The organism is Streptomyces capitiformicae (assembly GCF_002214185.1).
Taxonomy (GTDB): Bacteria; Actinomycetota; Actinomycetes; order Streptomycetales; family Streptomycetaceae; genus Streptomyces; species Streptomyces capitiformicae.
Genome location: NZ_CP022161.1, coordinates 5,903,310 through 5,921,046, shown reverse-complemented (window position 1 = coordinate 5,921,046; position 17,737 = coordinate 5,903,310). Strand labels below are relative to the sequence as shown.

The following is a 17,737-nucleotide window of genomic DNA, read 5'->3' as shown; positions in this document are numbered from 1 at the left end:
ACGACGAACCCGCAGTCAGCAACCGGCCATAGAACGACCGGCGCTGATCTGAACCGAACTCACGCCTGATTCAGCTCGAACCACACGACCTTCCCCGCACTCAACCGAGTAGCCCCCCACCGCTTGGCCAACCGATTGACCAGGTAGAGCCCCCGGCCCCCCTCATCCGTGGCCCGGGCCTGCCGAAGCCGAGGCAACTGCGGCACATCATCGGTCACCTCACACCGCAGCACATCGGTCCGCAGCAACCGTAGGGTTACCGGCCGAGTCGCATACCGCACCGCATTCGTGACGACCTCACTGATGAGCAGCTCAACGGAATCCGTCAACTCCTCAAGGCCCCAGCGGGACAAGGCATGCCTCGCAAGCCGACGCGCCCGCCCCGGAGCCATCTCCTCCGGTTCCAGGAACCAGTACGCGACATCACTGGGAGCGATCCCGTCGAACCGCGCGGCGAGCAACGCGATGTCATCGTCCCGGTCCCCCGGACCGAGCATGTCGAGCACCTCGTCGCACAACGCCTCCAGCGGCGGCGGATGATCCGGCCCGGTCAACTGCGCGGTCGCGGCGAGCTTCTCCCGCAACTGCTCTATCCCGGTCCACACATCCCTGAGCCGCGACTCGACGAGCCCGTCCGTGTAGAGCAACAGCCTGCCCCCGGCCGGCGCGTCCAGCTCCACCGCCTCGAAGTCCACGCCACCGACACCGATCGGCGCCCCCGGCGGCACCCGCAGCACCTCGGCACGCCCGCCGAGATGCAGCAGCACCGGCGGCGGATGACCGGCGTTGGCGATGGTGATCCGATGCGATACGGGGTCGTACACGGCGTACAAACAGGTCGCCATGCGATCCGTACCGAGCCGCTGAGCCTGCTCGTCGAGGTGGTGCAGCACTTCCTGCGGCGGCAGATCCAGACCCGCCAGCGTCTGCGCGGTGGTCCGCAACTGCCCCATGATCGCGGCGGAGGTCATCGAGTGACCCATCACATCGCCCACGACCAGTGCGACCCGGCTCCCCGGCAGGGGAATCGCGTCGTACCAGTCACCACCGACCCGCGCGGTCTCGGCGGCCGGCAGATACCGGTGCGCGAGCCGTACGCCGGTGCAGCGCGGCAGCGCCTCCGGCAGCATCGTCCGCTGCAACTCGTCGGCGATGTACGCCTCGCGGCCGTAGAGCACCGCCTTGTCGATGCCGAGCGCGCTGTGCGTGGCGAGCTGGGCGGCGACCAGCAGATCGTCCTGCTCGAACGGCATCCGCTCCGGTCCGCGCAGGAAGACCGCCGCGCCGATCACCCGGCGCCGCCCCCGCAGTGGGGCGAGGATCGCCCGCTGCCCGGTCGGCACTGTCAACTCGGCGTCGGAGCCCAGCAGTTCCGGCAGCGCGTCATGCGCGGCCGGCGCGTCCGCGAAGACCGGCCGGACACCGCGCAGCACCTCCGCGAGCGCGCCACCGGGTCGTACCTCGCACCGCTCGGCGCACTGCTCGGCCGTGACGACCGCCAGGTCGACCGGCTCCGGCTGGAGCACGGGCAGGAAGCCGCCCTCGGTGTCCCGCTCCTCCGGGATCCGGTCGGTGCGGCGCAGCCGCAGCACCATGGGCCCGGTGGGCCGCTCGTCGCCGACCGGCAGCGGCTCGCGCAGATACACGAGGATCGCGTCCGAGAACGTCGGCACGGTGGCCCGGCACAGACCCATGACGATCTCGTCCAGGTCGATGCCCCGGGCGATCCGCCGGGTCGCGGCGCCCACGAAGCGCAGCCGGTCGCCGTCCCGCCGCATGGGCATGGGGGCGCCCGGCGGCACACCCTGCCCGCTGCGCCGCTCCAGTCCGCCGACCGCACCGGGCGCCCGGTCCGGCTCGCCGCCGGGCTGCGCCGGAATGGCTTCCGGCGTGGGCCGCGGGCGGTGCGGGTCGGGCTCGGTGGCCGCGGGCTGGGAGTGCTCGGAGAGGGTCGGCTGGGCATGCTCCGAGGGAGCCTGGCCGCTCTTCGCGCACGGGGTGGCCGTACCCGGCTCGGCGGCCGCGTCACCCATGCGTGCCTGTGCCGGTAAGGCCGTGGCGGGCGGGGTGCGCAGCGGCTCCTGGGTATGCAGGACCGCCCCGCGGGGATCCGCAGGGCCGGCGCCGCTCTGAGGGCGCTCGTGGGAAGTGGGGTGCTCCGTCACGCGTGTCGAATCCATCCGTCCGGGACTGCGCGTCGTGTGCGCAGTTCGTCCCGCAGCAAACCCGATACTTCGTCCCGCAGAAAGGCCGATACCCGGAATACATGTTCTGGGAACGGAATTCCCGCGTGGTCAGAGGCAGTTCCTGTGCCACACACGGTACCGGCGGGCCCGTCGAACGACAGCACTGTCCGTCCGCCCGGCCGTCTCCGGCTCGTACCGGTGTAGCCCTCGTACCCCTTGATCACGTCTTGCCGCCCCTCGGTGACGTACGGTCAAGCCTTGCCCGAACTGCGGGAGTTGCCCCTGTGAACTCTTGCGGAGGACGATCCTACGGTTGCGGACCGGGGGCGCATCAAGGGTCTCATGAGGACAAGTGCGCGGGCGTACGGTCCCAGTCGTCCGGGAGAGACGGTACTCCCCAGGCGGGATTCGGGCGCCAGTGCTGCCAGGCGTCCGAGAACGGCGGGCCCCAGACGCGGATCGTCTCCACGGCCGACCGCCCCGCCTCCCTTACCCGCTCGGCGGCTTGAGGGTCCATCAGACCGTCCAGCTGAGCCTGCGCGAACTCGTCCTCGTCGAGCCAGCTCCAGGACCGGTCCGGGTACACACAGATGTCCAGGAAGTGGTCCTCGGAGTCCACGCCGCCCTCCCAACGGGCAAGCGGCGTCTCCAGGTTGACGTACCAGTTCTTGAAACGCCAACCCTGCTCCCAGAACAGCCACACCGACCAGGGCTCGCCCGGCCGGGCCAGCTTCAGCACCCCGGTGCCCCTCCAGTGGCCGAACGCCGTGCCCCGGGGCTCCTTGTACCGGGACGCGAGCGGCACCGAGTTCAGGGACGCGCCGTCCGCGAGGACGGGCTTCACGCACTCGGTGCCGGGGGCCAGCCACACCGCCAGCAGGTCCTCGTCGTCCCGTACGACGGTGACGGGGCGCGCGATGTGGAAGCCCTCACCGGCGTTCTCCTGGTAGCGCCACAGGATCTGACTCCCGGGCGCCCAGAACGCCGCCGACCCGACCGTTTCCACTCGTCTCACCACTCCGTCGTCTGTCATGCCGAGATATTAGGTGTCATGGGCATACGACGCTGCGGCCGCGGTCACGGTTCACGCGATGGCGGGAAATCGGTTACTGGCGTGTCATCAGGGACGGCCGGAATCGGCCGTTCGGTTACGGCCGCGTCATCCTCAGGACATCGAGCGCCGCGTCGAGTTGCTCCATGGTGAGATCGCCGCGGTCCACGTATCCGCCCTCCAGGACGACCTCCCGGATCGTCTTCCGCTCGGCCAGCGCCTTCTTGGCGACCTTCGCGGCCTCCTCGTACCCGATGTACTTGTTGAGCGGAGTGACCACGGACGGCGACGACTCGGCGTACTCGCGGGCCCGTTCCCGATGGGCCACGATCCCGTCGACGGTCCGATCGGCGAGCAGCCGCGACACATTGGCGAGCAGCCGGACGGATTCGAGTACGTTCTTCGCGATCACGGGCAGCATGACGTTGAGCTCGAAGTTGCCGGACGCGCCGGCGGTGGTGACGGTGGCGTCGTTGCCGATGACCTGAGCGGCGACCATGAGCACGGCCTCCGGGATCACCGGATTGACCTTGCCGGGCATGATCGACGACCCGGGCTGGAGGTCGGGCAGGGAGATCTCCGCGAGCCCGGTGCGCGGCCCGGACGCCATCCACCGCAGATCATTGGCGATCTTGGTGAGCGATACGGCGATGGTCCGCAACTGCCCGCTGGTCTCGACGATCCCGTCCCGCGCCCCCTGCGCCTCGAAGTGGTCCCGCGCCTCGGTCAACGGCAGACCGGTGACCCGCACGACCTCGGCGATCACGGCGGCGGAGAACCCGGGCGGGGTGTTGATGCCGGTGCCCACGGCGGTGCCGCCGAGGGGGAGTTCGGCGAGGCGGGGGAGCGAGGCGCTGAGCCGCTCGATGCCGTACCGCACCTGGGCGGCGTACCCCCCGAACTCCTGGCCCAGGGTCACGGGCGTGGCGTCCATGAGATGGGTCCGCCCCGCCTTCACGACGTCGGCGAACTCCTCGGCCTTGCGGGTGAGGGACGCGGCGAGGTGGTCCAGGGCCGGGATCAGGTCGCGGGTGACGGCCGCGGTGGCCGCGATGTGGAGAGAGGAGGGGAAGACGTCGTTGGACGACTGCGAGGCGTTGACGTGGTCGTTGGGGTGCACGTCCCGCCCGAGCCGCTCACTGGCCAGCGTGGCGACGACCTCGTTGGTGTTCATGTTGGACGACGTCCCGGACCCGGTCTGGAACACGTCGACGGGGAAGTGGTCGTCCCACTTGCCCTGGGCGACCTCCTCCGCCGCAGCCTGGATCGCCTCGGCGATGTCCTTGTCGAGCACCCCGAGCCGGGCGTTGACCTTGGCGGCCGCCCCCTTGATCCGGGCCAGCGCCTCGATGTGCGCCCGCTCGATCCGCTGCCCCGAGATCGGGAAGTTCTCGACCGCCCGCTGGGTCTGGGCCCGCCACTTGGCGTCCGCCGGGACGCGTACCTCGCCCATGGAGTCGTGTTCGATGCGGTAGTCGCTCATACCGCGTACAGCGATCGGGGAGGGGTGGATGTTCCGGGGATGGCGTGGACGTATCGATCGTTCCCCCGGTTGCCTCCGTCGCGCGGACATCGATGTGATATTCCGCAAAGTTACTACCGGTACGTATTGTGTTAAAAATTTCAAATACATCGGGTCCCCCGAGAGACCGGTGCGATCCCCCACTCACCACGCACCCCGCACGGAGATACAGTGCTGCACGACCTCACTGTCCCCCCAGATCCGTTTTGCGCCGAGTCGCTGACCGTGGCTCTGGTAAGCCGTCATGGCAGCCGGCCGCCCGCCATGGCGGACGTCGAGAGCCGACTGGTCGAAGAGCCGCACGAGATTCGCGCGAGCGACGATGTCTTACTGTTCTACGGCCCTGGCACGGCGCAGGAACTGGTGCGGTTCTCGGCCGAGGCGGAGGGCGATCTGCCGCCCGTCGTGGTGCTGGCGTACTGGCTCGACTGGCAGGACGTGTGGCAGGCCCTGGACCACGGCGCCAACAGCTACCTGCTGGAGACCAGTCACGTGGTGCAGTGGCTCCCGTGGATGCTGCTGTGCACGGCGCGCGGGGGATGCTGCCTCGATCCGGCGATCGCCGCCGAACAGGTCAAGGTCGTCAGCCGGGTGCGGGCCCAGGAGCGCGGGAAGCAGCATGGGCTTCGCAAGCTCTCCGAGCGGGAGCGGCAGATCATGGAACTGCTCGCCGCCGGACAAGGCGTCCGCGACATCGCCCGGGATATGTTCCTGACCGAGAAGACGGTGCGGAACTATCTGAGCCGCATCTACAGAAAGCTTGAAGTGCGGGGACGGTCCGAGGCCATTCTTCGCTGGCTCGGGCACCTGGGCTGCGCGACGTCCGGCGATGTGCGGAACCCGGACGGGCGCGTCCCGGACGACCCGCCTGGGGTGACGCCGTCACGGCGCGTTCTGTCGCAGGGCGCGCGAAGGGCTGGGCCCGGTCTCCCGGACCCAGCCCTGCTGTCCCGTACGTCAGTTGACGTTCAAGACGCTCGGCAGCGGGCCGGGGGCCGTGTGCACGTCGTCGCGCAGGGTGTCGTTGCTGCAGTCGGAGGACGCGGCGGCGACGAGCGCGGTGGGCACGAGACGCCGGGCGCTGATGAGCTTCTTCAGTGAAGTTCCTTCACTGTGGGGGAGTTGGTCAGGCTTGCCGGCACGGGGCGCCCCAGCCGTCGGACCAGCCGCCGTCGGTGCAGACGAACATGGCCGCATTCGCAACGCGGGCCTGTACGCGCGTAAACCTCCCGTTTCTCGGGTCGGGACCGGTGTACGAGGCCGTGTAGGCGATGCCGGGGAGGACCTTGTTTCCCTGGCAGGCGTTGTCGCTGTACGCGTCGATCGAGAACTGGACGCCCTCGGACATCTGGTACCCCGTTGCGATGTTGGCGCTGCGGTCGGACGGGCGGCCGATGCAGCGCGAGGACGTGCCGGGGACAGTCACCCTGATGCTGTTGGCCTGGTTGGGAAGGCTGGCCGGTCCGCCCTGGACGAAGAACGGGACTCCTCCGTCGGGGTTCCACAGCAAGGCGTGGGCGGTGCCGCCCGACATGGCGACCATGCCGAGCGCCATTCCGCCCGCGGCCAGCAGTCCCAGGGACCTGTTCAGGAGACGACGCCCGTTCGGGCGACTCGACGTGAGCACAGTGGCTCCTCTCGTTTCGGTGGCTGTGTTCTTGATCAGAATTTCCGCGGGGAACCATGAGGCGATAGAGGCAGATGACCTCAACTCCCGGACAGGGCGGAACCGGTGACATTTGCCTCTATGGGCCGGCGAAGCTGAGCGAACCCGACGGACGCGGAGACCGGCGCGGACTGCCGGGGCCGCTGCCTCGCCCTCGGCACCACGGTCACCCGCTCCCTGGTCCTGACCGACATCGCGGGGATCGCCGGGCCCGGCCTGGCCGCCGCCGGTGTCGTGGGCCTCCCCTCCACCGGCATCATGCTGGGCATCACCATCGGCGTGAACCTGCTGGTCCTGGCTACGCAGGTGTACGACCAGATGCGCACCAACCACGACGCCGGTCAGAACTCTGCCCTGCGCCAGCCGGCCAACAACGCCCTGATCCGCGTGCCGACCCTCGGCCAGACCACCCTCCAGTGGGCCTTCGAGCAGGTCGGCCACCACAACGCCCTCAAGGTCGCCGCGCAGAACGCCGCGACGGCCGCGTCCGCCCTCCAGAACGGCAACGACCCGCAGCCCGACCCCAACCAGTCGTTCATCGACGGGATGGACCAGTTTCTCGACCAGGTGTGACGAGACCGGCCGACGCCCGCGCCACACTTTCCGCGTTTTTGATCAATCCTCGGACAGCCACCTCGTGAAAGCGCGAGGCCAACCAGAGAGCACGTCCGAGTGCGTCTGTGCCGCATCGCCAATATGTGCGCAGTCGGGTAGTGGATCTACGTCCGGCGCTTCGTGGTCGTCGACGGCCACGGTGCGGCTCTGGCAACGGGGCGTCGTGGTTCGGGCCGGTCGGGGGCATCGAGAGAGCCCCCGGCGGCGTGCCAGGGGCTCTCTGTGGCGTGCTGGGACTGCGTCAGCCGAGGCCAGGGCCACGCACGGGGATCGTCGTGAAGGTCGGCTGAGAAGGTTCCTGCGAACTGAAGAAGTCGTTGCCCTTGTCGTCGACGACGACGAACGCCGGGAAGTCCTCGACCTCGATCTTCCAGACGGCCTCCATGCCGAGCTCCTCGTACTCGACGGCCTCGACCTTCTTGATGCAGTCCTGGGCGAGACGGGCCGCCGGGCCGCCGATGGAGCCCAGGTAGAAGCCGCCGTGGGACGCGCACGCGTCCGTCACCTGCTTGCTGCGGTTGCCCTTGGCCAGCATCACCTTGGAGCCGCCCGCCGCCTGGAACTGCTCCACATAGGAGTCCATACGCCCGGCGGTAGTCGGCCCGAAGGACCCCGACGCGTACCCCTCGGGCGTCTTCGCCGGCCCGGCGTAGTACACCGGGTGGTCCTTCAGGTACTGCGGCATCCCCTCACCCGCGTCCAACCGCTCCTTGATCTTGGCGTGCGCGATGTCACGCGCCACGACCAGCGGCCCGGAGAGCGACAGCCGGGTCTTGACCGGGTACTTGGTCAGCTCGGCGAGGATGTCGTCCATCGGCTGGTTGAGGTCGATCTTGACGACGTCGCCGTCCGACTCGAGGTGCTCGTCGGTCGTCTCCGGCAGGAACCGCGCCGGATCGGTCTCCAACTGCTCCAGGAACACACCCTCGGCGGTGATCTTCGCGACGGCCTGGCGGTCGGCGGAGCAGGACACGGCGATCGCGACGGGACAGGACGCACCGTGCCGGGGCAGCCGTATGACCCGTACGTCATGGCAGAAGTACTTGCCGCCGAACTGCGCCCCGATCCCGATCTTCTGCGTCAGCTCGAAGACCTTCTCCTCCAGCTCCTTGTCCCGGAACCCGTGCCCGAGCGGCGACCCCTCGGCCGGGATCTCGTCCAGGTAGTGCGCGGAGGCGTACTTCGCGGTCTTCAGCGCGTACTCGGCGGACGTACCGCCGACGACGATCGCGAGGTGGTACGGCGGACAGGCGGCCGTACCCAGCGAACGGATCTTCGCCTCCAGGAACTTCATCATGGAGGCCTCGTTCAGAACGGCCTTCGTCTCCTGGTAGAGGAAGCTCTTGTTCGCCGACCCACCACCCTTGGCCATGAACAGGAACTTGTACGCGCCGCCGTCGGTCGCGTACAGCTCGATCTGGGCCGGGAGGTTGGAGCCGGTGTTCTTCTCCTCCCACATGGTGAGCGGAGCCATCTGCGAGTAGCGCAGGTTGAGCTTGGTGTAGGCGTCGTAGATGCCGCGCGAGAGGGCCTCCTCATCCCGGCCCTCCGTCAGCACGTTCTGCCCACGCTTGCCCATGACGATCGCCGTACCGGTGTCCTGGCACATGGGCAGCACACCGGCGGCCGCGATGTTCGCGTTCTTCAGCAGGTCGAGGGCGACGAACTTGTCGTTGCTCGAAGCCTCGGGGTCGTCGATGATCCGCCGCAGCTGCGCGAGGTGCGCCGGGCGCAGGTAGTGCTGGATGTCGTGGATGGCCTCGGCGGCGAGCTTGCGCAGCGCCTCCGGCTCCACCTTGAGGAACGTGCGCCCGTCGGCCTCGAAGGTGGAGACACCCTCGGAGGTCACCAGCCGGTACGGGGTGGTGTCCTCTCCCATGGGGAGCAGATCGGTGTACTCGAACTCAGGCATGTCGCCCATTCCTCACTCGACAAGACAGCACGGCTGGCCTCCATCGGCAGCGCCCACCAGCGTAGAACCTGCCACTGACGCCGGGCTTGTGAGGTAAGGCTCAGTTCGGCGCCGACGCATGGGCGCCCCGGGGCTGCTCCATGGCCGGAGAGGGGGCTATCGCGATCTATCGTGTTTAGGTACGCTGCTGCCGTGGACCTTCAGAAGCAGCCCGAACCGCCCACCCCCGTCACCGAGTTGCGCGCTTCGGACGCCGACCGTGACCGCATCACCGACATCCTGCGTGACGCCCTCGCCGAGGGGCGCCTCACCGCCGAGGAGCACGCCGAGCGGGTCGAAGGCGTACTGGCCACCAAGACGGTCGGCGAGCTGGACGCGTTCATCCGGGACCTGCCCGCCGCCCACGCCCCCAAGGCGGCGACGTACACACCCGCGTCCGCCGTGCCCAACCGCCCCACACCCGGCGCCATTCCGATCGACCCCGACGACCGGCTGGTCGCCGTCTTCAGCGGCTCGGTCCGCAAGGGCCGCTGGCGGGCGGGCCGCCGCATCCACGCGTACGCGATATTCGGCAGCGTCGAGATAGACCTCAGCGAGGCGCTCTTCGAGCACCGTCAGGTGATGATCAGGGCGATCTCGATATGCGGCAGCGTCGAGATCCGCGTCCCGGAGAACGTCTCGCTGCGCGGCAGCGGCGGCGGTGTCCTCGGCGATTTCGCGGTGGACACGCTGGATTCCGCTGAGACGGACGCGCCCGTGGTCTATGTCGACGGGCTGGCCGTGCTGGGCAGCGTCGAGGCGAAGCCCAAGCGGGGCAAGGCGATCGCCGACCTGATCGACCGCGTCACCGATCGCGTCGCACGCAAGGTCGACAACCATTTGCGCAAGCACCTGGATCGTTGACGCTTGTGAATTCGACTACGCCAGGAGTCCACCCGAAGGCATCCCGTCCGGTTGTGTGCGCTCGGTGAGGACGCGGATTCCCAGCGGTTCGGGACTCAGTGCATAGGCCCGCGCACAGCGGGTAGGCCTTGCTGCATCGTCTCTCGCTCGCGAAGCCGTCGTCAGGAGTAGACCGTGCTGCAACCGCCGCATTCGTCCCTGCAGGTCGCTGCCGTTCCGTCCCAGCGGGTACCAGTGCGCGACAGGGATCAGGACGCCCCGTGGCATACGGAGGCAGTGTGTCGGCGCGACGAGGCCGGCCTCTTCTTCGCCCCCTCCAAGGAGCCCACCGCGGCCCGCCTCTCCCGAGAGGAAGCCGCCAAGCGTGTCTGCGCCCGCTGCCCCGTCATGGTCGAGTGCCGCGAACACGCACTCCTGCAACCCGAGCCGTACGGCGTCTGGGGCGGCCTCACGGCAGCGGAACGCCGAGTGGTCCTGGCCCGCAGGCGCCGCCGGGACCTGGAGTTGAAGAAGGCGGCGAGGGCGGCCGGCACGATAGCGGCGGCGGGTTAAGAGTTGAGGCGCCCCTCCGCACAAAGGGGCGCCTTTCCAACGCCGGTTCCAAGGGGCGCGGGGCGGTATCGATGTGCGGCTCCGCCGCGTGGGCGCGACAAGCCACAACGAACCCGCGGCTCAAAGACGGCAACAGTCCGCCGGACCCCAGGGCTCAACCGGCGGAGCTACTTCGCCTTTTCGAAGTCAATGGAGCTGTAGGCCCGCAGCTTGCTCAGCCGGTGCACCGAATCAATCCGCCGCACCGTCCCCGACTTCGACCGCATCACAATCGAGTCGGTGGTAGCCGTCTCCGACCGATACCGCACCCCCCGCAGCAACTCCCCGTCCGTGATCCCGGTCGCGACGAAGAACACGTTCTCCCCGGACACCAGGTCATCGGTGGTCAGCACCCGGTCGAGGTCATGCCCCGCATCGATCGCCCGCTGCCGCTCCGCGTCGTCCTTCGGCCACAACTTCCCCTGGATCGTGCCGCCCAGGCACTTCACCGCACAGGCCGAGATGATGCCCTCGGGTGTACCCCCCACGCCGAGCAGCATGTCGACCCCGGTGCCATCCCGCAGCGCGAGGATCGAGCCCGCGACATCCCCGTCGGAGATCAGCTTGATGCGCGCCCCGGTCTCCCGGATCTCGTTGATGAGGTCCTCGTGGCGCGGCCGGTCGAGGATGACGACGGTCACGTCCTCCGGCGTGGACCGCTTGGCCTTGGCGACCCGGCGGATGTTCACGGACACCGGCGCGTCGATGTCGACGAAGTCCGCCGCCTCGGGCCCGGTAACCAGCTTGTCCATGTAGAAGACGGCCGACGGGTCGAACATCGTGCCCCGGTCGGCCGCCGCGAGAACGGCGATCGCGTTGGTCATGCCCTTGGCCGTCAGCGTCGTACCGTCGATCGGGTCCACGGCGATGTCGCACTCCGGGCCGGTCCCGTCACCAACGCGCTCGCCGTTGAAGAGCATCGGCGCTTCGTCCTTCTCGCCCTCCCCGATGACGACGACACCGTTCATCGAGACGGTGGAGACCAGGGTCCGCATCGCACGCACGGCGGCACCGTCGGCCCCGTTCTTGTCCCCGCGGCCGACCCAGCGGCCCGCGGCCATCGCGGCCGCCTCGGTCACCCGTACGAGCTCCAGGGCGAGGTTGCGGTCAGGGGCCTCGGAGGGGACTTCGAGCTCGGACGGCAGATGATGATTCTCGGTCATCGGAGCGCACCTTTCTGATACGACGACGGCCGGATGAGGGTTCTGCTCGACTCTATCGTCAGCTCGACTAAATGAGCAGGGGACCCCACGGATGAGCAGACCAGTGCACCTGCGACGATGAGGATGTGGCAGGTACGAAAGGCAAGCAGACCGTTCGCGACATGGTCCTCTCCCTGGGGCTCATCATGCTGGCGGCATGGGTCATCTATCTCTTCATCCCGCACGACGAGACCCAGCAGGAGCTTAAGCGCGTCGACTACCAGATCGAGCTGACCACGGCGCGTCGCGCGGCCTCCTACCCGGTCGCCGCGCCCGAAGGCCTGCCGGACACCTGGAAGGCGACCTCGGTCCGCTTCCGGGGCGACGAGTCCGACCGCTGGCACCTCGGGTTCCATGACCCCGACGGCAATTACGTGGCGATCGAGCAGTCCGCCGAGAAGCCGTCCCGGTTCATCCCGGACGCCACCCAGGACGCGAAGAAGACCGGGACCACCGAGAAGATCGGCGACGACACCTGGACCCGGTACGAGGGCGAGCGCTACGACGCCCTCGTCCTGGAGCGCGAGGGGTCCACGACCGTGGTCGCGGGCTCGGCGCCGTTCGGGCAGCTGACGAAGATGGCGCAGGCGCTGAAGACGGAGTGAGCGCCCGCCGCGAAGCGGCGTACGCGAAGGGCCCCCGGCGGTTTCCGCCGGGGGCCCTTCGCGTACGACTCTCGTGTGACTCAGACCGTCGTGATGACCTGGTCGAAGTCCAGGCGCGGGGAGCGCGGGTAGGAGGCGCCCTCGCCCGGCTTGCCGATGTTGATGACCATCAGCGGGGTGTGGTCGCCGTCCAGGAACTCCTTCTGGACGCCGGCGTAGTCGAAGCCGCTCATCGGGCCGGCGGCCAGGCCCGCGGCGCGGATGCCGATGATGAAGTACGCGGCCTGGAGGGCGGCGTTCATGCCGGCGGCGGACTCACGGACCTGGCGCTCGGCGAAGAAGAGGTCCTTGGCCTGGGGGAACGCGGGGAACAGGGCGGGCAGCTCCTCGTGGAACTCGTTGTCCGCGGAGAGGATCGCGACCAGCGGGGCGGTGGCCGTCTTGGCCTGGTTGCCCTCGAACATGTGCTTCACCAGGCGCTCACGGGCCTCGGCGGAGCGGACCAGGGTGATGCGCAGAGGGGTCTGGTTGAAGGCGGTCGGGCCGTACTTGATCAGGTCGTAGATCGCCTGCACCTGCTCGTCGGTCACCGGCTCGTCGGTGAAGGTGTTCGCGGTGTGGGCCTCGCGGAACAGCAGGTCCTGGGCGGCGGCGTCAAGAACGAGGGACATGAAGACAACCTTCGTGGAGGCTGGGCGTTTACGTCGTCGACGGTACGCGAGAAAAGTTCAAAGTTCAACCAAAAGCGGGGGTGGGGTGACCCGCTTCACAGGGACGGTGGGTTACGCCGTTGCCGTTGCCCTGGCTGTTCGGCGCCGGCCCGATGCCGGCCCGATGCCGGCCCGATGCCGGTCGGAAGGTCGCCGGAAGTCACCCGGACTCGTCGGAGCCGTCCGCTCCCTCGTCCTCCGCCAGCGCCGCGTCCAGCCGTGCCCGGGCGCCGTCCAGCCAGCGGCGGCACACCTTGGCCAGCTCCTCGCCGCGCTCCCAGAGAGCGAGGGACTCCTCCAGCGTCGTACCGCCCGCCTCCAGCCGCCGTACGACCTCGATCAGCTCGTCACGCGCCTGCTCGTACCCGAGGGCCCGGTCGGCCTCGGACTCGGAAGCGCCGGCGGCTCCCGCGGCCCTCGCGGCCTCGGTCGTCTCGCCGGCCTCGCTCACGTTGCTGGTCATGCGCCCCACCCTATGCGTCCCCTCCGACAGTCCCGTCGACCTCGTCGACCTCGTCGACCTCGTCGACCTCGTCGACCTCGTCGACCTCGTCGACCTCGTCGACCCGGACGGCGAACTCGCCCTCCGCCACCCGCGCCCGCAACGGCTCCGACGCCGTGACCTCCTCGGGAGCGCGGACCACATGGCCGTCCGCCTTCTGCAGCACCGCGTACCCCCGCTTGAGGGTGGCGGCGGGGGAGAGGGCCACCACGCGCGCGTGCGTGTGCGTCAGCTCGGAGACGGCGCGGTCCAGATGATGACCGAGGCAGCGGCGGCCCCGGTCGAGGAGCGAGGCCACATGGTCGGCGCGCTCGTCGATCATGCGGTGCGGATCCTCTATCGAGGGACGGGCCAGGGCATGGGCCAGCCCCCGCTCCTCCCGCTCCACGAACGCCTCCACGCACCGCCGCGCACGGTCCCGCAGCCACCGCACCCGCTCGTACTCCTCGCCCACGTCCGGCACGACCTTCTTCGCCGCGTCGGTGGGCGTGGAGGCCCGCAGATCCGCCACATAGTCGAGCAGCGGAGTGTCCGGCTCGTGCCCGATGGCCGACACGACGGGCGTCCGGCACGCGGCCACCGCCCGCACGAGCTGCTCGTCGGAGAACGGCAACAGGTCCTCCACACTGCCACCGCCGCGCGCCACGATGATGACGTCCACGTCCGCCAGCGCGTCCAGCTCCTTCACCGCCTGGACGACCTGCGGCACCGCGTGCACACCCTGCACGGCGACGTTGCGCACCTCGAAGCGGACGGCCGGCCAGCGGTGCCGGGCGTTCTCCAGGACGTCACGCTCGGCGGCCGAGGCCCGGCCGCACACGAGCCCGATGAGCTGCGGCAGAAACGGCAGCGCCTTCTTCCGCTCCGGCGCGAACAGCCCCTCGCTCGCCAGCGACTTCTTCAACTGCTCCAGCCGTGCGAGCAGTTCACCGACCCCCACCGGCCTTATCTCGGTGGCCCGCAGCGACAACTGCCCCCTCGGCGCGTACCACTCCGGCTTCGCCAGTACGACGACCCGCGCGCCCTCGCTCACCACGTCGGCCACCGCGTCGAACACCTGCCGATAACAGGTCACGCTCACGGAGATGTCGTACGACGGATCCCGCAACGTGAGGAAGACGACGCCCGCGCCCGGCCGCCGCGACAACTGCGTGATCTGCCCCTCGACCCACACCGCACCGAGCCGGTCGATCCAGCCGCCGATGAGACGGGAGACCTCACCGACGGGCAAGGGGCTTTCGGCGGACGTGTTGATGGCCATGAGTGGACTCTAGTGGCGGGCGCCGACAACGAGAGGGCGTCATGGGGCCCACCGGGTAAGCCCCTACGATGGACGACATGACCCCTTCGCCTGGCCGCCGCCGTGTCCTCCTCGCCGCTCCGCGCGGCTACTGCGCGGGTGTCGACCGTGCTGTGATCGCCGTCGAGAAGGCCCTGGAGCAGTACGGGGCCCCGATCTACGTCCGTCACGAGATCGTCCACAACAAGTACGTCGTGCAGACCCTGGAGAAGAAGGGCGCCATCTTCGTCGAGCAGACGGAAGAGGTTCCCGAAGGGAACATCGTCATGTTCTCGGCGCACGGCGTCGCTCCGACCGTCCACGAGGAGGCGGAGCGCGGCAAGCTCGCCACGATCGACGCGACCTGCCCGCTCGTCACCAAGGTCCACAAGGAAGCGATCCGGTACGCGAGCGAGGACTTCGACATCCTCCTGATCGGGCACGAGGGGCACGAAGAGGTCATCGGCACCTCGGGCGAGGCCCCGGACCACATCCAGCTGGTCGACGGCCCCGGGGACGTCGCCAAGGTCGAGGTCCGCGACCCGTCCAGGGTCGTCTGGCTCTCCCAGACCACGCTCTCCGTCGACGAGACGATGGAGACGGTCGGCGCCCTCAAGGACAAGTTCCCGCTGCTCGTCTCGCCGCCCAGCGACGACATCTGCTACGCCACGCAGAACCGTCAGCTCGCCGTGAAGCAGATGGGCGCGGAGGCCGAACTGGTCATCGTGGTCGGGTCGCGCAACTCCTCCAACTCCAAGCGGCTCGTCGAGGTCGCCAAGCTGGCCGGCTCGCGCGAGGCGTACCTCGTGGACTTCGCCAGCGAGATCGACGAGGCCTGGCTGGAGGGCGTGGAGACCGTCGGCGTCACCTCGGGCGCCTCCGTGCCGGAGATCCTCGTCGAGGAGGTCCTGGAGTGGCTCTCCCAGCGCGGTTACGAGGACGTCGAGCTGGTCAAGGCCGCCGAGGAGTCGATCACCTTCTCCCTGCCGAAGGAACTCCGCCGAGACCTGCGCGCCGAGGCGGCGACCCTCGTCGCCGAGCGCACCGGCCGGGGCGCCACCGAGGCCTGACAGCAGCTTTGAGGGGCCCGAGCCCCCGGAATCCGTACGGCCCCGGAACGTGAAGGTTCCGGGGCCGTACGCGTTCGAGTGCGTGAGGATTCCCACCCCGGGCGGCGACCGCGTACCTCCGGGCCGTGACTGTCAGTCGTACGACGTAACGTAGGGCCATGCACATCTTCGGCGTGGACATCGGCGGATCCGGGATCAAGGGCGCTCCCGTAGACCTGGACCGGGGCGACCTGGCGGACGAGCGGTACAAGGTGCTGACCCCGCACCCGGCGACACCCGACGCGGTGGCCGACGGGGTGAAGGAGGTCGTCGACCACTTCGGGTGGACCGGCCCGGTCGGCGTCACCTTCCCCGGCGTGGTCACGGGCGGCGCCACGATCCGTACGGCGGCCAACGTCGACAAGAGCTGGATCGACGTCGACGCGCGCGCCCTGCTCGGCGAGCGGCTCGGCGGGCTGCCGGTGACGGTGCTGAACGACGCGGACGCGGCGGGCGTCGCCGAGATACAGTTCGGCGCCGGACGCGACCGCCAGGGCACCGTCCTCCTGCTCACCTTCGGCACGGGCATCGGCAGCGCCCTCTTCTCCGACGGCGTCCTCGTCCCCAACACGGAGCTGGGCCACCTGGAGCTGGACGGCCACGACGCCGAGACCCGGGCCTCCACCAAGGCCAAGGACGACCACGAGCTGACCTGGGAGCACTGGGCCAAGCGGGTCACCAAGTACCTCGCCCACGTCGAGATGCTCTTCTCACCCGAGCTGTTCATCATCGGCGGCGGCGTCAGCCGCAAGTCCCACAAGTTCCTGCACCTCATCGAGGGCATCAAGGCGGAGATCGTCCCCGCCCAGCTGCAGAACAACGCGGGCATCGTGGGCGCGGCGATGCGAGCGGCGAAGGGGGGCTAGAGCCCCGCCGGCCAGGAGTCGCAGGGGCGACAGCCCGCTTTACGGGCTCCCCGAGCCACGGCCCCGCTAGGAACTTCGAGGGACGGTACGGCGGGGCTGGGCCGGCGGTCGGGGCGATCGGGGGCGGACGGGCCGGCGGTCGTGCGGAGCGCGGGCCTGGGCGCCGGGCACCCTGCCCTGGCCCTGCCCCCTTTCCCGAACGGCCCTCTCCCGGCCTCGTTCCCTCTCCCTCTCCCGCTCTGCGGCGCGCCGGGCCATCAGCCGCACCTTGCGTACGGTCACGATGAGCCCGGCGACGAGCGTGCCGCCGTACAGCCAGCCCGCCTCCACGGCGAGGGCGGTGATCAGGCCCATCAGATGCCCGCCGAGGCCGCCCTCGCCGCCGGCGATCGGGAGCAGTCCGGCGGCGAAGGCGATGGGTACGACCACCGGCGCACTCGTCAGGTCGCCCGACCGCACCCACACCGCGGTCAACGCGCTGACCAGCAGGAACAGCACCCCGTACAGGGTGGGGGAGCCCCCGAACAGCAGCCGGTCGAGGCAGGCGAGCGCGAACATCGACGCTCCGCAGAACAACCCGCAGCCCAGCCCGGTGAGCCGGGGGTTCGGCATCCGGCGCACGGCGCGGACGACGCGCCGTACGGCTTGGACCGGGGGCGGAACGGGCCCGCGCGCGACCGGGGCACGACGCGGTGCCCCCGCGCCCGTCGGGCCCCGCCCGCCTCTGGCCGCCTGCGGCGGAACGGGCGGAAGGGCCGTGCGGCGGGGCCGGCCGGTCCGAGGGGGGTGCGTCCTGGGTTGCTCCACCGCACCAACTTAGGTCGGTTAATGTGCCGAATGGGTCTACAGACACGCCGTTGGCCAGACCTTGGCCAAGCGTTCGATACGTCGCCGGGGTGGGCGTCGGCACGCCGTAAACTGGGGGATCGGCCAGCCCTCTGGCCGCTGGGGCACGATCCGCAGGATCCGGCGGACAGGCCCTGACCCCGGGCCCTGCCACCCCAGGCCCCGGCCGCCT

General features: G+C 69.5%; 17 protein-coding genes. 7 read left to right on the top strand and 10 right to left on the bottom strand.

Annotated elements, in window-relative coordinates; genetic code table 11:
* Nucleotides 1-59 precede the first annotated feature (59 nt).
* From CES90_RS26445 to CES90_RS26435, 3 genes are all read right to left on the bottom strand, one after another.
* On the bottom strand, nucleotides 60-2,180 hold the full coding sequence (locus CES90_RS26445) for an ATP-binding SpoIIE family protein phosphatase (RefSeq protein ID WP_189784711.1): 2,121 nt from the start codon (nucleotides 2,178-2,180) through the stop codon (nucleotides 60-62).
* A 346-nt stretch (nucleotides 2,181-2,526) separates the two neighbouring features.
* Entirely contained in the window at nucleotides 2,527-3,219 is a 693-nt protein-coding gene (fomD, locus tag CES90_RS26440; RefSeq protein ID WP_189784710.1) for a cytidylyl-2-hydroxypropylphosphonate hydrolase, read from the bottom strand.
* A gap of 115 nt (nucleotides 3,220-3,334) precedes the next feature.
* Nucleotides 3,335-4,720, bottom strand: a complete 1,386-nt coding sequence (locus CES90_RS26435) for a class II fumarate hydratase (protein ID WP_189784709.1) — start codon at nucleotides 4,718-4,720, stop codon at nucleotides 3,335-3,337.
* Nucleotides 4,721-4,930: 210 nt separating this feature from the next.
* Here CES90_RS26435 and CES90_RS26430 point away from each other — a divergent pair, with 210 nt between their 5' ends.
* Entirely contained in the window at nucleotides 4,931-5,860 is a 930-nt protein-coding gene (locus CES90_RS26430) for a response regulator transcription factor (RefSeq protein ID WP_229914017.1), read from the top strand.
* A 25-nt stretch (nucleotides 5,861-5,885) separates the two neighbouring features.
* Here CES90_RS26430 and CES90_RS26425 read toward each other — a convergent pair whose 3' ends face one another.
* Complete coding sequence (locus CES90_RS26425; RefSeq protein WP_189784708.1) at nucleotides 5,886-6,386, bottom strand: hypothetical protein; 501 nt, start codon at nucleotides 6,384-6,386, stop codon at nucleotides 5,886-5,888.
* A 297-nt stretch (nucleotides 6,387-6,683) separates the two neighbouring features.
* Here CES90_RS26425 and CES90_RS26420 point away from each other — a divergent pair, with 297 nt between their 5' ends.
* Entirely contained in the window at nucleotides 6,684-6,998 is a 315-nt protein-coding gene (locus CES90_RS26420; RefSeq protein WP_189784707.1) for a hypothetical protein, read from the top strand.
* A 283-nt stretch (nucleotides 6,999-7,281) separates the two neighbouring features.
* On the opposite strand, the gene CES90_RS26415 is transcribed toward CES90_RS26420, so the two are convergent.
* Nucleotides 7,282-8,961 carry a fumarate hydratase gene (locus tag CES90_RS26415; RefSeq protein ID WP_269801956.1) on the bottom strand — a complete coding sequence of 560 codons (1,680 nt, stop codon included), beginning with the start codon at nucleotides 8,959-8,961 and terminating at the stop codon, nucleotides 7,282-7,284.
* 183 nt (nucleotides 8,962-9,144) lie between these two features.
* Between CES90_RS26415 and CES90_RS26410 the strand changes: the two genes are divergently transcribed.
* A complete protein-coding gene (locus tag CES90_RS26410; RefSeq protein ID WP_189784705.1) occupies nucleotides 9,145-9,855 on the top strand; it encodes a DUF1707 SHOCT-like domain-containing protein in 711 nt (236 codons plus the stop codon).
* Between the two features lie 174 nt (nucleotides 9,856-10,029).
* Nucleotides 10,030-10,407, top strand: a complete 378-nt coding sequence (locus tag CES90_RS26405) for a WhiB family transcriptional regulator (RefSeq protein WP_189784704.1) — start codon at nucleotides 10,030-10,032, stop codon at nucleotides 10,405-10,407.
* A gap of 167 nt (nucleotides 10,408-10,574) precedes the next feature.
* On the opposite strand, the gene glpX is transcribed toward CES90_RS26405, so the two are convergent.
* The gene (glpX, locus tag CES90_RS26400) at nucleotides 10,575-11,609 is read right to left on the bottom strand and encodes a class II fructose-bisphosphatase (protein WP_189784703.1); all 1,035 of its coding nucleotides are present in this window, start codon (nucleotides 11,607-11,609) and stop codon (nucleotides 10,575-10,577) included.
* Nucleotides 11,610-11,734: 125 nt separating this feature from the next.
* Between glpX and CES90_RS26395 the strand changes: the two genes are divergently transcribed.
* Entirely contained in the window at nucleotides 11,735-12,253 is a 519-nt protein-coding gene (locus CES90_RS26395; protein ID WP_189784702.1) for a DUF4245 domain-containing protein, read from the top strand.
* An 80-nt stretch (nucleotides 12,254-12,333) separates the two neighbouring features.
* Here CES90_RS26395 and CES90_RS26390 read toward each other — a convergent pair whose 3' ends face one another.
* The 3 genes from CES90_RS26390 to xseA form a co-directional block, all read right to left on the bottom strand.
* Entirely contained in the window at nucleotides 12,334-12,924 is a 591-nt protein-coding gene (locus CES90_RS26390; protein ID WP_189784701.1) for a malonic semialdehyde reductase, read from the bottom strand.
* 199 nt (nucleotides 12,925-13,123) lie between these two features.
* Nucleotides 13,124-13,426, bottom strand: coding sequence for an exodeoxyribonuclease VII small subunit (locus tag CES90_RS26385; protein ID WP_189784700.1), 303 nt, complete (start codon nucleotides 13,424-13,426; stop codon nucleotides 13,124-13,126).
* 10 nt (nucleotides 13,427-13,436) lie between these two features.
* Nucleotides 13,437-14,726, bottom strand: coding sequence for an exodeoxyribonuclease VII large subunit (gene xseA, locus CES90_RS26380; RefSeq protein WP_229914016.1), 1,290 nt, complete (start codon nucleotides 14,724-14,726; stop codon nucleotides 13,437-13,439).
* A 68-nt stretch (nucleotides 14,727-14,794) separates the two neighbouring features.
* Here xseA and CES90_RS26375 point away from each other — a divergent pair, with 68 nt between their 5' ends.
* Both CES90_RS26375 and ppgK read left to right on the top strand, forming a co-directional pair.
* Entirely contained in the window at nucleotides 14,795-15,814 is a 1,020-nt protein-coding gene (locus CES90_RS26375) for a 4-hydroxy-3-methylbut-2-enyl diphosphate reductase (RefSeq protein ID WP_189784699.1), read from the top strand.
* A gap of 158 nt (nucleotides 15,815-15,972) precedes the next feature.
* A complete protein-coding gene (gene ppgK, locus CES90_RS26370; protein WP_189784698.1) occupies nucleotides 15,973-16,719 on the top strand; it encodes a polyphosphate--glucose phosphotransferase in 747 nt (248 codons plus the stop codon).
* Between the two features lie 66 nt (nucleotides 16,720-16,785).
* Here the strand turns inward: ppgK and CES90_RS26365 are convergent, their stop codons facing one another.
* Nucleotides 16,786-17,331 (bottom strand): DUF6542 domain-containing protein, encoded by a 546-nt coding sequence (locus tag CES90_RS26365; RefSeq protein WP_373313445.1) that lies wholly within the window; start codon nucleotides 17,329-17,331, stop codon nucleotides 16,786-16,788.
* Nucleotides 17,332-17,737: the final 406 nt, after the last annotated feature.

Excerpts from the sequence above, each read along its gene's own strand:
- CES90_RS26445 (WP_189784711.1), bottom strand. The coding sequence starts at position 2,180 with ATGGATTCGACACGCGTGACGGAGCACCCCACTTCCCACGAGCGCCCT.
- fomD (WP_189784710.1), bottom strand. The coding sequence starts at position 3,219 with ATGACAGACGACGGAGTGGTGAGACGAGTGGAAACGGTCGGGTCGGCG.
- CES90_RS26435 (WP_189784709.1), bottom strand. The coding sequence starts at position 4,720 with ATGAGCGACTACCGCATCGAACACGACTCCATGGGCGAGGTACGCGTC.
- CES90_RS26420 (WP_189784707.1), top strand. The coding sequence starts at position 6,684 with ATGCTGGGCATCACCATCGGCGTGAACCTGCTGGTCCTGGCTACGCAG.
- CES90_RS26415 (WP_269801956.1), bottom strand. The coding sequence starts at position 8,961 with ATGGGCGACATGCCTGAGTTCGAGTACACCGATCTGCTCCCCATGGGA.
- glpX (WP_189784703.1), bottom strand. The coding sequence starts at position 11,609 with ATGACCGAGAATCATCATCTGCCGTCCGAGCTCGAAGTCCCCTCCGAG.
- CES90_RS26390 (WP_189784701.1), bottom strand. The coding sequence starts at position 12,924 with ATGTCCCTCGTTCTTGACGCCGCCGCCCAGGACCTGCTGTTCCGCGAG.
- CES90_RS26385 (WP_189784700.1), bottom strand. The coding sequence starts at position 13,426 with ATGACCAGCAACGTGAGCGAGGCCGGCGAGACGACCGAGGCCGCGAGG.
- xseA (WP_229914016.1), bottom strand. The coding sequence starts at position 14,726 with ATGGCCATCAACACGTCCGCCGAAAGCCCCTTGCCCGTCGGTGAGGTC.
- CES90_RS26375 (WP_189784699.1), top strand. The coding sequence starts at position 14,795 with ATGGACGACATGACCCCTTCGCCTGGCCGCCGCCGTGTCCTCCTCGCC.
- ppgK (WP_189784698.1), top strand. The coding sequence starts at position 15,973 with ATGCACATCTTCGGCGTGGACATCGGCGGATCCGGGATCAAGGGCGCT.
- CES90_RS26365 (WP_373313445.1), bottom strand. The coding sequence starts at position 17,331 with ATGCCGAACCCCCGGCTCACCGGGCTGGGCTGCGGGTTGTTCTGCGGA.